The 13,843-nt window shown below is 42.4% G+C and carries 18 protein-coding genes; 9 read left to right on the forward strand and 9 right to left on the reverse strand.

The window, feature by feature from the left end:
- The coding region (locus IMPJCBKJ_RS17700; protein WP_166341372.1) for a helix-turn-helix domain-containing protein at positions 1 to 413 on the reverse strand (413 nt) is incomplete at its 3' end.
- Positions 414 to 887: 474 nt separating this feature from the next.
- Here IMPJCBKJ_RS17700 and IMPJCBKJ_RS17705 point away from each other — a divergent pair.
- The 8 genes from IMPJCBKJ_RS17705 to IMPJCBKJ_RS17740 all read left to right on the forward strand — a co-directional run bounded on the left by IMPJCBKJ_RS17705 (position 888) and on the right by IMPJCBKJ_RS17740 (position 6,961).
- Positions 888 to 1,820 carry a hypothetical protein gene (locus IMPJCBKJ_RS17705; protein WP_054554600.1) on the forward strand — a complete coding sequence of 311 codons (933 nt, stop codon included), beginning with the start codon at positions 888 to 890 and terminating at the stop codon, positions 1,818 to 1,820.
- Positions 1,821 to 1,850: 30 nt separating this feature from the next.
- Positions 1,851 to 2,750 (forward strand): DUF350 domain-containing protein, encoded by a 900-nt coding sequence (locus IMPJCBKJ_RS17710; RefSeq protein ID WP_138598926.1) that lies wholly within the window; start codon positions 1,851 to 1,853, stop codon positions 2,748 to 2,750.
- A gap of 4 nt (positions 2,751 to 2,754) precedes the next feature.
- Positions 2,755 to 4,476, forward strand: a complete 1,722-nt coding sequence (locus IMPJCBKJ_RS17715) for a polyamine aminopropyltransferase (RefSeq protein WP_166341374.1) — start codon at positions 2,755 to 2,757, stop codon at positions 4,474 to 4,476.
- Between the two features lie 79 nt (positions 4,477 to 4,555).
- The gene (locus IMPJCBKJ_RS17720; RefSeq protein WP_054554602.1) at positions 4,556 to 4,969 is read left to right on the forward strand and encodes a DUF2170 family protein; all 414 of its coding nucleotides are present in this window, start codon (positions 4,556 to 4,558) and stop codon (positions 4,967 to 4,969) included.
- Between the two features lie 24 nt (positions 4,970 to 4,993).
- Positions 4,994 to 5,686 carry a PspA/IM30 family protein gene (locus tag IMPJCBKJ_RS17725; RefSeq protein ID WP_054554603.1) on the forward strand — a complete coding sequence of 231 codons (693 nt, stop codon included), beginning with the start codon at positions 4,994 to 4,996 and terminating at the stop codon, positions 5,684 to 5,686.
- Between the two features lie 71 nt (positions 5,687 to 5,757).
- Positions 5,758 to 6,396 carry a hypothetical protein gene (locus IMPJCBKJ_RS17730; protein WP_055199258.1) on the forward strand — a complete coding sequence of 213 codons (639 nt, stop codon included), beginning with the start codon at positions 5,758 to 5,760 and terminating at the stop codon, positions 6,394 to 6,396.
- The gene (locus IMPJCBKJ_RS17735) at positions 6,393 to 6,710 is read left to right on the forward strand and encodes a hypothetical protein (protein WP_054554605.1); all 318 of its coding nucleotides are present in this window, start codon (positions 6,393 to 6,395) and stop codon (positions 6,708 to 6,710) included. The genes IMPJCBKJ_RS17730 and IMPJCBKJ_RS17735 overlap by 4 nt, the downstream gene beginning before the upstream one ends.
- 65 nt (positions 6,711 to 6,775) lie before the next feature.
- A complete protein-coding gene (locus tag IMPJCBKJ_RS17740) occupies positions 6,776 to 6,961 on the forward strand; it encodes a hypothetical protein (RefSeq protein WP_166341471.1) in 186 nt (61 codons plus the stop codon).
- Here the strand turns inward: IMPJCBKJ_RS17740 and IMPJCBKJ_RS17745 are convergent.
- The 5 genes from IMPJCBKJ_RS17745 to IMPJCBKJ_RS17765 form a co-directional block, all read right to left on the reverse strand.
- Positions 6,954 to 7,355 carry a hypothetical protein gene (locus tag IMPJCBKJ_RS17745; protein ID WP_058585357.1) on the reverse strand — a complete coding sequence of 134 codons (402 nt, stop codon included), beginning with the start codon at positions 7,353 to 7,355 and terminating at the stop codon, positions 6,954 to 6,956. The two genes, IMPJCBKJ_RS17740 and IMPJCBKJ_RS17745, sit on opposite strands and share 8 nt — an antisense overlap.
- A gap of 13 nt (positions 7,356 to 7,368) precedes the next feature.
- Positions 7,369 to 7,854, reverse strand: coding sequence for a hypothetical protein (locus IMPJCBKJ_RS17750; RefSeq protein ID WP_166341376.1), 486 nt, complete (start codon positions 7,852 to 7,854; stop codon positions 7,369 to 7,371).
- A 148-nt stretch (positions 7,855 to 8,002) separates the two neighbouring features.
- Positions 8,003 to 9,379 carry a class II fumarate hydratase gene (locus IMPJCBKJ_RS17755; protein WP_166341378.1) on the reverse strand — a complete coding sequence of 459 codons (1,377 nt, stop codon included), beginning with the start codon at positions 9,377 to 9,379 and terminating at the stop codon, positions 8,003 to 8,005.
- A gap of 8 nt (positions 9,380 to 9,387) precedes the next feature.
- Positions 9,388 to 9,753: a hypothetical protein gene (locus tag IMPJCBKJ_RS17760; RefSeq protein ID WP_054554609.1), complete on the reverse strand. Its 366-nt coding sequence runs from the start codon at positions 9,751 to 9,753 to the stop codon at positions 9,388 to 9,390.
- Positions 9,754 to 9,859: 106 nt separating this feature from the next.
- Positions 9,860 to 10,054 carry a hypothetical protein gene (locus IMPJCBKJ_RS17765; RefSeq protein ID WP_054554610.1) on the reverse strand — a complete coding sequence of 65 codons (195 nt, stop codon included), beginning with the start codon at positions 10,052 to 10,054 and terminating at the stop codon, positions 9,860 to 9,862.
- A 183-nt stretch (positions 10,055 to 10,237) separates the two neighbouring features.
- Between IMPJCBKJ_RS17765 and IMPJCBKJ_RS17770 the strand changes: the two genes are divergently transcribed.
- On the forward strand, positions 10,238 to 10,828 hold the full coding sequence (locus IMPJCBKJ_RS17770; protein ID WP_166341380.1) for a DUF938 domain-containing protein: 591 nt from the start codon (positions 10,238 to 10,240) through the stop codon (positions 10,826 to 10,828).
- On the opposite strand, the gene IMPJCBKJ_RS17775 is transcribed toward IMPJCBKJ_RS17770, so the two are convergent.
- The 3 genes from IMPJCBKJ_RS17775 to IMPJCBKJ_RS17785 form a co-directional block, all read right to left on the reverse strand.
- On the reverse strand, positions 10,805 to 11,944 hold the full coding sequence (locus tag IMPJCBKJ_RS17775; protein ID WP_166341382.1) for a GNAT family N-acetyltransferase: 1,140 nt from the start codon (positions 11,942 to 11,944) through the stop codon (positions 10,805 to 10,807). The genes IMPJCBKJ_RS17770 and IMPJCBKJ_RS17775 overlap by 24 nt on opposite strands.
- Positions 11,941 to 13,308: an alpha/beta fold hydrolase gene (locus IMPJCBKJ_RS17780; protein WP_166341384.1), complete on the reverse strand. Its 1,368-nt coding sequence runs from the start codon at positions 13,306 to 13,308 to the stop codon at positions 11,941 to 11,943. Before IMPJCBKJ_RS17780 ends, IMPJCBKJ_RS17775 begins: the two co-directional genes overlap by 4 nt.
- A gap of 68 nt (positions 13,309 to 13,376) precedes the next feature.
- The gene (locus IMPJCBKJ_RS17785) at positions 13,377 to 13,838 is read right to left on the reverse strand and encodes an Lrp/AsnC family transcriptional regulator (protein ID WP_054554614.1); all 462 of its coding nucleotides are present in this window, start codon (positions 13,836 to 13,838) and stop codon (positions 13,377 to 13,379) included.
- Between the last annotated feature and the right edge of the window lie 5 nt (positions 13,839 to 13,843).

The following is a 13,843-nucleotide window of genomic DNA, read 5'->3' on the forward strand; positions in this document are numbered from 1 at the left end:
CTTGTGATCCAACTAAAGCCAAGTTGCTTTAGAATTTTATAGACATGATTTAAGTGGTAATGAACACCAAATTCAGTGTGAATGTAATGCACAATGTCTTCACCGGTAAGGCGGCCACCACGTAGTTCTGTGTTCGTGCGCTTTATAAATTCAGACAGTTGTTCAAGTTGCCGCTGTTGCAGCCTTGATGGACGTCCTTGAATAGGCTTATTGTCTAAACCATCAAGCCCATACTCTAGGTAACTAGAAACCCATTTATTCACACTACTTCTTGCAGTGTTTAGACGTTTTGCAATATCGGTTCGGCTATTACCCTCATAAAATAAAGACACTGCAAGCAATCGCATGCGTTTTCGTGCGTTTGGTTCTTTACGAGAAAGCGCTAAAAGTTGTTCAGATATGTTTGGGTTCAATGTTAATAACCAGTGATTTTATATAGCCTATATTAGATCAGATATTTAAGCGGAATGGTATTAGCGAGTTGCTAGTTAGCAAGAGTAAAGTCGAACTGCGGGGTTGTCCTGTACAGAGACTCCCTCAGCAACAAACCCCGTAGAAGGCACTTCAGTGCCGAATTGAGACCTTTACATACACATTCATGGCTGAAACCATTCCTACAATTACACTTAGCCTAGAACCTCCGGCTGAGGAAGACGCAGCACCAAACACCTCCACCGCGCGGCTGATCGCTGACGGCTGAAAGCTGATAGCTCTGTGATGTGTTGGGTTTCGCTTCGCTCTACCCAACCTACGCCAGGCCTTTAAACTTTCCCCTTGCAACTAGCAATTCACGACCCAATTTACCCTTTGTTGCAATTTTAATCTTGGTTTAGTACCTGAGCTATGTAAAACTATTTGCGTTTTTAAACCACAATCAGGTGACATGAATGTCTCAAATAAAAGCTTGGAAACTTATTAGCCTGTTTTGTTTGGTAAGCTTGCTTATGGGCTGTGAGTCAAAAGAAGAGCAGCTGAAACAAACAATACAACAATCCATAGAAAAAGCTGAAGTTGAATTAAATCAACTTGGTACAGCGCTTGATAATGGCTCTTTACGTAATGCGACTATACTTAAACAATACGGCAAGGTGCTTGCTGAGCAACAACCGCAACTTTCTGAGATCGCCCGTGTAATTAGTCTTGATGCCACTCGTGAAGGGGCTATTTATTCAGGTCTTACACAACGCTTAGCAGATGTGAAGTCTACTTATCTAATACCACCCTATGAAGATACGCTTCATCAACTTGACCTCATTCGTGATGCTGCCAAACCGTCTTTATTTCAAGATGCGCTTACCGATCCTATCAATATGCTTGCTGATATGTCGCAGGGGTCACTAGCACGGGTTGGTGCAATTAGTGAAGCTGCTGAAGGCGAAAGTGTTGGTAACCAGTTAGTTGGCAACCCTAACTATGGGCAGTGGCAAACGAATAGCAGTGGTACCAGCTTTTGGGTTTGGTACGGTATGTATCGTATGTTGGGCGATGTATTCGACCGAGTTGAATATGGTCGCTGGAGTCGTCATAGAAAGTATAGCTATTACAATGATTATGGCCGTTATCGTTATTCGAGCCCTAAGCAGATTAAAGCACAACAAACGGTAGAGACACGAACTCGACAGTCTTACCAACGCCAAGGTAAACAATTCACTAGTCCGTATGCCAAGAAACGTAGTGGCGCATCTGGATTAAGCCGTAGCAGCTATACGCCGCCACGCACACGTAGTAGCTATGCTTCTAGCAGTAGTTACAGTAAAAGCTCTGGGTCATTACGTAACAGCTCGAGCAGAACATCACGTGGCATTAGCCGCGGTAAGTAGTGAAAAGAATAACCACCGGAGTTACAACACATGTATGAATTTAATGGAATAACAACTTGGTCGTTGCAAGCTTTAGCAATCGACTTTGCAATCATTATCGCTTTATTTGTCAGCCTAAAATTTATTAAGGGTTGGGTATCTAACTTACACGCTAATGATGAAATAACTGAGCGTGACAATTTTGCTTTTGGTATTAGCTTTGCGGCAGGACTTGTGGCACTTGCTATTGTTCTTAGTGGCGTGAGCAGCGGCTCATTTGCACCGACTTTACAACAAGAAGCATTACAAATGCTAGGTTATGGTGTGATGGCGATTGTACTTATCAAGCTAGGTCACTTCTTCCAAGACAAAGTAGCGCTTCGTAAAGTGAGCCTGCATGACGAAATCGTAAAAGGTAATGCTACTGCTGCACTCATTGATTTTGGCCATGTTGTTAGTGTGGCGATTGTTATTCGCTCAGCTTTATTTTGGGTTGCGACCGAAGGCTGGCATGGTATTCCAATTGTGATCGCAGCTTTTGCCATTGGCAGCATTGCGATGCTACTGATCAGTCAATATCGCGTGCAGTTATTCAAGCATACTAATCGCAGTGGTGATTGCTTACAGCAAGCGGTTATTGACGGTAACTTAGCAGTAGGTATTCGTTATGCTGGCTTTTTAGTGGGTAGTGCATTGGCATTAACGGCAGCATCAGGTATTGCTCCTTATGCGGCTGACAACATTGTTGCTAGTTTAGCGTACTGGGCATTAAGTGCAGCAGTGAGTTTAGTTGCTTTCATTTTACTACACTTAGTGACTATCAAAATCATCCTATCTGGTTGTGATATTTCAGATGAAGTGAACCGCCAGAAGAACGTGGGTGTAGCAGCTATCTCTGCAGCAATCTCATTTGCGATTGGTTCGACTATGGCAACCTTGTTAGGTGCCTAATTAAGTGTCTACTACAACAAGCGCCCCAAGTAGAGCTCATCTACTTGGGCATGATTTCCTATTAATAACTGTTATGGCCGTACTCGCTGGGTGCGGCCTTATTTATGAGTACCTGTTATCTCATTATGCTGGTCGTGTCTTAGGCTCAGTCGAGAGTGCCATATATGCCATGATCGGCACCATGATTGTCGCTATGGGTATCGGTGCTTTTTTAGCGCGATGGTTTAAAGATGCGTTTACTGCTTTCGCATGGCTAGAGAGTATTATTGCTTTGGTCGGCATGGGCTGTATTTTGGCGATAGCGAGTGTTATCGCTGTCAGTTATTCATTGCCGCATATCTTCTCCGAAATTTTTAACTTGCCTGCAGATACCGTACTTAATGGTTACGTGTTTGAAAGGCTGCAAGAATGGTCTCGTTTTTTACCTTATGTGTTTGGTCTATTACTTGGGCTATTAATTGGTATGGAGATCCCGCTAATTGCGCGTATTCGCCAGCAAGTCTATGGGCGCTTTTTGGAGAACAATGCGGGTACCATTTACGGGGCTGATTATATCGGTGCCGGTATAGGTGCTGCGATTTGGGTGAGTATTATGCTCGCGATGCCAATTATGCAAGCAGCTGCTTGGACTGCGTTATTTAATATTATTGCCGGTCTCGTGTTTTTGTGGCGCTATCATCAACATGTTCGCTTCGCTAAGCTACTGTTAGTTTGTCATGTACTGTTGTTGGTGTTTTTTGCGTTTGTGCTTGTGCTTGGCACCAGCTGGATGAAAAATCTAAGCAATGTTTTATACAAAGATAAAGTCATCTACTCGCAAGCAACTAAGTATCAGCATTTGGTGTTAACTGAGCGTTTGAGTCGCAATCAGCCCAATGCAATTACCGATCTTTACCTCAATGGCCGTTTACAATTCTCAAGTGTGGATGAGCAAATTTATCATTCTATGCTTGTCTATCCTGCTATGTTGGCCTCCAATCGCCATGACCGCGTGTTGATCATCGGGGGCGGTGACGGGCTTGCATTACGTGATGTTTTGAAGTGGCCAGTAGAGCATGTCACCTTGGTTGACTTAGATGGTCAGTTGTTAAACTTATTTGGTAATGATGTCGGCGACTATGATGCGCCAGAGAAAATCAGAACACGTTTAACAGCGCTAAATAAACACTCTATGAGCGATCCTCGTGCTGATATTCGCATTGCAGATGCCTTTTTAGAGGTCGAAGCAATGCTTGCTAAAGGCGAGCGCTTTGACACTATTTTAATTGACCTACCAGACCCTAATCACCCTGATCTCAATAAGATGTACAGTGACTATTTTTACAATCATGTACGTCAGTTATTGGCGCCTGACGGGGCTGTGGCCGTGCAATCAACATCGCCTTATCATGCGAAGAAAGCATTTTTGAGTATTGCTAAAACAATGAAAGCTGCTGGCTTTGGTTATGTTGAGCAATACCAACAAAATATCCCTTCGTTTGGTCAATGGGGTTGGACTATCGCGACCACCGCTGGCAAATCAGCAAGTCAGCGAATTCGTGAAACTAACGAATTACCGGTGCCATCTCGTTGGGTAAGCAAAGAATATTTATTGGCTTCTTTTGTGTTTCCGAATCATTTTTTTGAACAAGTAAACACGATTGAAGTCAATAGATTAGGTTCAGGAACCTTATATGATTATTACCGCCAAGCGTGGCAAGTTGAAACCGAATTGTACAAAAATTGATATTTTATAGTTGACATAATATGTCGGCTATGCAAATCTTAACTCAGACATAATATGTCAAAACGTAAAAAGGTGAGACATGGAATTAAATGAACTATCAATCAAACTGGCTTCTTTTGAAACAGAGGGTGTGAGCTTTGAGTCTTTCTTGATTGCCAACCAAGGTGAGCAAGATGTGTTACAAGTTATCGTCGATGGGAATGATGAGTTACCTATCTTTGTTACTCAAACAGAAGAGCAATTACTGTGTATTAGCTACCTGTTTGCTGAAGACGAAGTACAAGCAGATATGCGTAATGAGTTAAACGAAACGTTACTACGTTTAAATGTACCAATCCCATTAAGCGCATTTGCAAAAATTGATGATAAATACGCTATTTTTGGCGCGTTATCGGTTAATTCATCGTTTGATGATATTACCCATGAGTTGGTAACACTGGCAGACAATGCGATTGATGCACTTGAAGCCGTGACCATTTATTTAAACGATTAATTAGCAATTTCTGGAGTTAAGATTATGAGTATTTTAAAGAAACTATTTACAGCTGTACGTGGTGGCGCTCGTGAAGCAGGACAAGCAATTGTTGATGCAAACGGTATCCGTATCTTTGAACAAGAAATTGCTGATGCACAAAATGCCTTACAACGCGCTAAGAAAAGCCTGACCGAAGTAATGGCAAAAGAGATGCAAACGAAGCGTAAAATTAGCGCACTAGATGCATCAATTGCTGAACATGAAGCGTATGCAGGCCAAGCACTTGAAAAAGGTAACGAAGCTCTTGCATTAGAAATCGCTGAAAAAATCGGTGATTTTGAAGCTGAAAAAGCAGAGCACGAAGAAGTGTTAGCTGGTTTTAGTAACCACATTGTGCAACTAAAGCAGCAAGTTAAAGAAGCTGAAAAGTCGATTAAAGAAAACCAACGTCAATTAACAATGGTTAAAACGACTGAAAGTGTGCAGCAAGCAACAATGGCTGTAAACAGCACGCTAAATACGAACAGCTCATCAATGACATCAGCACGTGAGTCTCTAGAGCGTATTAAACAACGCCAGCAAGACCGCCAAGATCAGTTAGGTGCGGCTAAGCAATTAGAAGCAGATACTAATGGCGATGATTTAAAAGCGAAAATGGCTGAAGCGGGTATTGGTGATACCAACCCGAAAAGCGCGGATATTCTGGCGCGTATTAAAGCAAAACAAAATAGCTAATCAGTTAGCGGAAAGACAAAAGGTAACCCACGCACTGGGTTACCTTTTTTGCTTCAACAAGGAGTCAGCCAATGTTTAACTTTTTCAAATCTAAAAAAGCCCCAGAGCGTCAGCTTACTGATCCAAGCCAATTACTCGTTGGTGATATGCTAACTGTGATTGATTCGTTCGCTTACCCAAGCTGGTTAAAAGGACAGACACTGCGTGTTATTGATGTGCAAACGTATCAGTACCAACGTAGTGCAGAGTATGAGCTGGTACTCGAGAGTGAATCTGGCCAAGTGGTGTTTTTGCAAATTGAATCAGATGACGGTGAGCAATGGGCAAACTTTGCGATCAAAATTCAACGCGACGATGTTGATGAGATTTTTACCCTTGATGAGTTCGCTCGTATTTTTGATGAAGACGAATTAACGGCAATTAATGTACAAAATAGCCCGGAGCGTTTTAGTCACTTTTTAGCATCGAGCTACAAACAATCAGAAGCACCTTATGTGTGTTATTTCCATAATAAGGACTACCGTAATAAGCCTTTACCTCGTTATGAAGACGAAGGTGGTGAGCCGTGTGAAATGATCTGTTTAAGCTCTGACGATGAATCGCATAGTTTAAATATTGAGATTTGGGAAGGCGGTGAAACAGAGGTATCACTGACGTTAACCAGACCAATTAGCGATATTGTTGACTTATTCCCTGGGGATGCCAAGTGAGTGATGCAAAAGCCAAATGGCAGCGTCAGGAGCAAGCCGTTAGAGCCACGCAAATGGCGTTTGATTTAAGCTCTGAAGTGCAAAAATCAATTAAGAAGCAAGCCATTGACCAAGAGCTTACGCCATCAGATATGATCCGTAAGATTTTGGAGCTCGACGTTAAGTCGAAAAAAACCAGACAGCGCTTATCGTTTAACTTAAATGATGAAGAGATTGCTTTATTGGCTGAGCGCTTTGGTGTTGCAGCCGATGATAAGCGTGCTGTGAAGCAGCGCGTGGCTGAATTACTCATTGAACACAGTAAAAAAAGCTAAGGTTTTGCCTTTACTTCTTTAAGCCCTTACACTGAGACTAGATGTTTTAAAGAAGTGGCATGTCTGTGGATATTATTTTACTTGCGTATTTAGTTATTTTTGCATTATTTGGCACTGCAGCAAGTTACTTTGTTCGCTACATTTATGCTTACTGGGTGCATAATACAATGCAGATTAAGTACATTTATAAGGCCGGAATTTGCATCATCAGCGTGGTGATAGTATCCGGCCTTATTGCATTATTTACTTAATCTCGATTGCTTGGCACTGCTGTGAAATACACAGCGATTGTACAGGCAGAACTGGTGAGCAATCGTTAACAGTTAATGCTTGATCAGATGACTTTTCAGCCGCTGTAATTCGCTCTGCAAGTTGCTCTGCTTGCTCTTGTGTGTTGTTTAACGTTGAATAAACCACATAGCGACTTGGGCCACCACATGCCCGCTCACCAACTTCTAACACTTTACATTGAAAGCTCGCAGTACAGCTATTATTGCTAACGATATCGTTCAGCTGATCATTTAAATCACCTAGATCAACGCGCGCAGAGCTACCCGACGTTGTTGTTTCGCAACCGCTTAAAGCAATGCTTGCTAACACAGTTGTGGTGATGAAAAGTTTCTTGAAAGTCGATGAACGAACCATTATTGCTTATTCCTTAGTATACACTTGCCGCTGAGCCTTCGATTCTAACACAAGTATTCTCAGAACACTGCGCACCTGGTGCGGTTAGATGCTGACAAATACTCATCATGTCGTTTGCTGCGTTAAATTGCTTTTCTAGGGTGGTGATGTCTTTTGCAAGTTTTTCAACCTCAGCAGTGTCAGCTGTTTTCGTTGAATAAACAATGAAGCTACTTGGGCCGCCACAAGCACGACTACCAACAGGTAATACTTTACATTGGCTGCTGCTATCACAGCTTGGATCATCGATTAATTGTTTAAGTTGCTCATGGGCTGAGCTAATAGTGGCTTTATCTGGGGCTGCTTTGGTCACTTTTTCAGTGTTTTTTATTTCAACGGCTTTTGGTGCCTCGACAAGTTTATTGCTGGTTGCCGTTGATTCGGCTTGCTCATTAGTTGCAGCGTCCGAGCACGCAGTTAATAACACAGGAAATAAAATTGCCAATAGTGGATAGCGCATAACATACCTAAAAATCGTTGAATAAGTACTCACTATCATACACATTGCTCAAAGCGGAGCAATAAAAACGTTTGCTTTCAGTAAGTAGCTCTGTATTCACAGAGCTACAAAAAGATAAAAGTTTATACCACTTTACAATAAGCGGGTATTACAAACCACCTTGGGTTAGTTTGGCGGGGTTCAGTAACTCGCTCAGTTCTTCGCGCGAAATATCCGTATGCTCTGCAGCAACATCAATAATAGGGCGACCTTCTTGATAAGCTAATTTGGCAATTTTTGCTGCTTTGCTATAGCCGATCACCGGATTAAGCGCGGTAACTAGAATTGGGTTTTTAGCGAGCGCTTTATCAACATTGCTTTGGTTTACTTTAAAGCTGGCAATCGCTTTATCTGCCAGTGCTTCACTGCTATTCGCCAGCAGTTCGATACTTTGCAAAATGTTTAAGGCAATCACAGGCAGCATTACATTGAGCTCAAAGTTACCCGCTTGACCAGCTACTGTAATGGTAGCGTCATTGCCAATGACTTGTGCGCTGACCATAGCGGCAGCTTCAGGGATCACGGGGTTTACTTTACCCGGCATAATTGATGAACCTGGCTGTAGAGCTTCAAGTTCAATTTCACCAAGACCTGCAAGTGGGCCTGAGTTCATCCAGCGCAAGTCATTGGCTATTTTCATTTGTGCTACAGCAAGTACCTTTAGCTGGCCTGAAAGCGCAACAATGGCGTCTTGTGAACCGATGTTATAAAAGAAGTTTTTGCTTGAGCTAAAGCGAATACCCACATTCTCACTCAAGTGTTGGCAAAACTCACCGGCAAACGCTGGATCGGCATTAATACCTGTACCAACTGCAGTGCCACCTTGTGCAAGTTCACAAACTCGCTCAAGAGCTTGGCGAATACCAGCCATTGCATGATCCACTTGTAACTGCCATGCCGCCAGTGTTTGTGCAAAACTCACCGGCATTGCATCCATTAAGTGAGTGCGACCAGTTTTCACAATATGGCCCACTTCGGCTTGTTTATTTTGTAGGCTTTGACTGAGTTTATCGAGTTTAGGAAACAGCTCATAAATGATGTTAATAGCGCTACTTACAGCAATCGCAGTAGGGATCACATCATTTGAGCTTTGTCCCATGTTCACATCATCATTGGGGTGAACGGTTTCGCCTGCCAATTGGCTCGCCAGCGTTGCAATGACTTCATTGGCATTCATATTTGAGCTAGTGCCTGAGCCTGTCTGAAATACATCAACAGGAAACTCTGAAAAATGTTTACCGTCGATGACCTCTTGGCATGCTTGCTCAATGGCTTTAGCTTTACCTTGGCTCAAATGGCCTAAAGCAGCATTACTTTGAGCGGCAGCTTGCTTAATGTAGGCGAGGGCGGTGATAAATTGCTTAGGCATGGCTAAGCCACTAATTTGAAAATTGTTGATAGCGCGTTGCGTTTGAGCTTGATACAAAGCATTCGCAGGGACTTGTAGCTCACCCATGCTATCTGATTCGGTTCTAAATTGGCTCATAAACACTCCTAAATCGGGTTAAATTCTTGGCTGAGAAGGCACGCTTCTCGCTCCAAACTGAAATACTTTTCAATACAGTTATGAGTTTTGTAGTAACGCTTTAGCGCAAGTTGCGGTTTATAAAGCTGAGCCAAACATTGTTTACGAATTGCATTATGCACTAATGAATCACACATCTTTTCTAGTAGTTCATGAAAGGTGCGTCTTAGATACAGCTCTTGCAAAATAAAGTTGTGATGCTTTTCGTAATAGCGTGCAATGTTTAAACCCGCTTCAACATAGTTAGCAACAAGCGCAGGGGCATGTAACCCAGGTCTTTGGCAAACACATTTCATTTGCCGCTGATAATGGAGCATAGCATTGTGAGAGTGCATAGAAAAACCGATTAACTGTAATGATAATTGTTATCATTACAGTTAATCGGTTTTAGTGCAAGTCTTATATAATGAAGCTAAGACTGAATGGATTAACTGTGTGTGATTAATTGTAGCCGAGAATAAAAATCTGGTCTGTTTCATGTTTTTTCGGCGCCTGTACATTTTCTTTGTTACATTGAGAAAGAAGATCGATCACGGTTGCTCTGTCGTCACAACTTGTTAAGGCGGCTTTTTCGCTTTCAGCTCGTTCGCTGGCTGCAAGTGCTGCATCTACAGCGGTGTAGGGTGAGATATACATAATATTGCTCCTATTGGTTAATTCACTTAAGAAATAGCATAAGCTGTACCAATATTGATAAAAGTTTGTAACCGGCTGAAAATTATTGCTTTATATTTTAAACTAATAAATTCACCGCGACTTTATTATTTATTTTTGCTTTACTGTTGTGCACTAATTACCAAATATGGTGCACTTATTTGTATGGATAAACCCTTCTCTCAAGCCTGTGAAAACAACAAATTACCTATTTTAAACGTATTAGAAGCGTTCTTTTCTGATGTGACGGATGTATTAGAAGTCGGCTCAGGTACTGGGCAGCATAGTGTGCATTTTGCAACGCATTTAGCACATTTGCAGTGGCATTGTAGTGATCGCGAGGTTAATCACCCGGGGATTTTACAATGGCATCAAGAAGCTGATTTAACTAACTTGCATGCGCCACTCACACTCGACCTTAATGATCCTTGGCCGATTGAAACAGTGAATGCTATTTTCACTGCCAATACAATGCACATTATTAGCTGGCCACTGGTGGAGCGATTTTTCCAAGGTGTAGCAAAGCACTTAGCGCCAAAAGGTAAACTGTGTATTTATGGACCATTTAAGTACCAAGGTAAGTATACCAGTGCCAGTAATGCTGAATTCGATGCGTTTTTAAAACAGCAAGATGCACATAGTGCAATCCGTGATTTTGAAGCGATTTGCCAACTTGCGGAACAAGCTGGCTTAACCTTTGTTGAAGATGTACAAATGCCAGCGAATAACCAATTATTGCTGTTTAAAAGGCAGTAAGCTTTCGCATTGGGCTTTATAGAGCGCCATATGTTGGCGTTCTCTAGTAATAAAATCACTAATGGCAGCTGCAAACTCAGTGTGTTGAATATGATGCAGTGAATAGGTATTTACGGGCTTAAAACCGCGACTTATTTTATGCTCACCTTGCGCGCCAGAATGGAACTGCTTAAGTTTGTTGGTAATACAGTACTCAATACCTTGGTAATAGCAAAGCTCAAAGTGCAAACTATCAAGCTCATAGTTCGTTCCCCAGTATCGACCATATAAACAATTCTGATCTTTAAAACTGAGTGTGGCGGCAATCACCTCTCCTTGATACTTAGCGAACATTAACACCAGTTTGTCGGCCATGCTTTGCTGTAATAGCTCAAAAAAGGCGGTATTCAAATAACCATTGTGGCCCGAGCGCTTCAAATAGGTTTGGCGGTAAAAATGACTAAATTGCTGCATGTGCTGTTTGCTGATGTCAGCACCTTCGAGCCATTCTACGGTTATCTGTTGTTCAGTTATTTTTGCGCGTTCTTTTTTGAGCGATTTACGCTTTCTTGCGGTGAGTGAAGCTAAAAAGTCCTCAAAGTCATTATAGCCTTCATTAAACCACTGAAACTGCACGCCATGACGTTGCATTACGGTGTTGCTAGTTAATGCAGTCGCTTGTTGCTGGTGGCAAAAATTTATATGCCAACCTGACCAGTCTAATTGCGCTGCTGTTGCTGTGAGTATGTGTTGAATGTAAGCATAGACTTCAGCGGGCTTATTGTGATTTATACTAATTCGTTGCCCTGCAATAGGTGTGAAGGGGACGCCACACAGCCATTTGGGGTAATACTCTAAGCCATGTTGTTGATAGGCTTCAGCCCAAGCCCAGTCAAATACATATTCACCATAAGAGTGGTGTTTTAGATACCCGGGTAGTAGCGCTATGACCTGTTCTTGCTGGTAAATTGCTAGGTGCATAGGTTGCCAGCCCGACTCTTCACTCACACAGCCTGCTTGTTCTAAAGCCGCCAAAAAAGCGTGATCAGTAAAAGGCGTATCATCAAAAAATGATTGCCATAGAGTGGCATCAATCTCGCTTATTTGATTAAACCAGCGGTGGTTAAACTTACTCATTGTGCAGCCGATTCAATATCTTTGATGAAACCGTTGATATGCATAGCAAGCTTACCGAAATAAGGATTAAACGTGAGTCGTGCAAAGGGCTTGTGCGCTTGTAAATTTTCGGCTGTGCGCTCACCCATCACAACGTCTTTTTGGTATTTGCAGGCTGTATAAAGCGTGTCGTCATCTAAGTAGCTTCCGCAATTGCGATACAATGCTGTGCGACCGTAGTAAGGGTTGCTGGGTTTATTAACAATACCAATGTGTGACATCCCTTTGATTTTTTTACAGTCATCGGTGTCGCAGTCATCACGAATTATTTGGTAATCAACTGGAAAGCTAGCTGGGATGTTATTGTCATCACCATAGTATACAAGCCGATCAAGCTGGTTATTCTTGCGCGTTTTTGGGTCGTGCAGCTTAGTTAAAATTTTAAAGGTCGCTTGGTTATCTATTGTGGTGTCAACATCACTAAAGGTGCTAAATATCGCTACATTAGGGAGGTGGCGATGACGTAGCTCATCAAGGCTAATACGGCTCATTGCTTCGTGACTAGCTGAGGCTGCACTAAATGGAAACGACTCATACTTGGCAAAATCAAGGTCCGCGTCTTTATCAATCCAATTCACAAATGGAATCGCATCGACCCATTTCGCTAGCCAACCGTTTTTATTGTGTGGCTCGCTTGCGGGTGAAAACAACATAGCAGCCGTAATTTTATTATCGACTGGGCCTTGAGTTAAGTAATCAATAACCAGTGCAGCACCGGTTGAGTAGCCCCCTAATATCACCTGATCAAAGTCTTTTAATGTGCGCTCAATGGCATACACGCTAGCCTTTTGCCAATCATCGGCATCGATGTCTCTAAGTGCTGCAGGAGCGGTACCATGCCCAGGGAGTAAAATTGTGCGTACCGTATAACCTTGTTGATAATACACTTGTGCAAGGTCGTGATAGGTAAAGGGTGAGTCGGTTAAACCGTGGATCAAGAGCACCGCTTTACGGCTATCGGCCTGTTTAAGTTCAAATGGGCTTATTAAATCAGCAACAGTTGCGTTAGCTGGTCGAGCGCCTTGTGCAACAAGTTGCTGATAGGTGTCTGTGTAAACAGGGCATGGCAAACTAGCACGCGGATTTTCGCTACTAATTTGCAGGTACGCAGCGGTTAAATAGTCACTAAATGCTTGCTCGATATTATAGCTAAAGGTGCTATGGGTGCGTGGTAATGGCTCTCTAAACAGTCCTTCGCGCTTACTTTTCATCATCAGTTCTTGGTCTTCAAGCTGAGTAAGGCAGGTTTGTTGCTGCGCCATTAATGAGCTGCTAAATAGCCCACTGATGGCCCAAGAGATAGCAACTAAGTTGATGAATTTCATATTTTAAGCATCCTTATAAAGCCTGTTTTTAGCTTATCGAGTTATGTTTTATTTGCAAGCAAGGTGCGTCAAGCGAGCGGTAAATGACGCTTAGTGAACGCTTGTTTTAAAACCACTGTCGACTCGATGTTAGCAATACAATCAATACTACCTAATTTATGTTTCACAAAGCTTTCATAGCTTTCTAAGTCAGCGGCAACGATCTTCAGCAAGTAATCATAACTGCCTGAAATAACAGAGCACTCAAGCACATGTTCTAGCTTCTCAACCTGCTGTTCAAATTGCTCAGCAGCGGCAACAGAGTTCTGGTTTAAGCGAACAAAGGCATACACAGACACATTTAAATCAACGGCTTTAGGATTGATGGCAGCATGGTAACCACTGATCACATTTGCTGATTCGAGCTTTTTAATGCGGCGAAGGCAAGGGGTATCTGACAGGCTAACAGACTGGGCCAGCTCCGAGACAGAAGTTCTCGCATTATCCTGTAAAGCATTAAGTAATTGTTGGTCTTTTTTATCTAATTTCATTTTTA

This window comes from Pseudoalteromonas sp. MB47 (genome assembly GCF_011319765.1).
Classification (GTDB): Bacteria; Pseudomonadota; Gammaproteobacteria; order Enterobacterales; family Alteromonadaceae; genus Pseudoalteromonas; species Pseudoalteromonas simplex.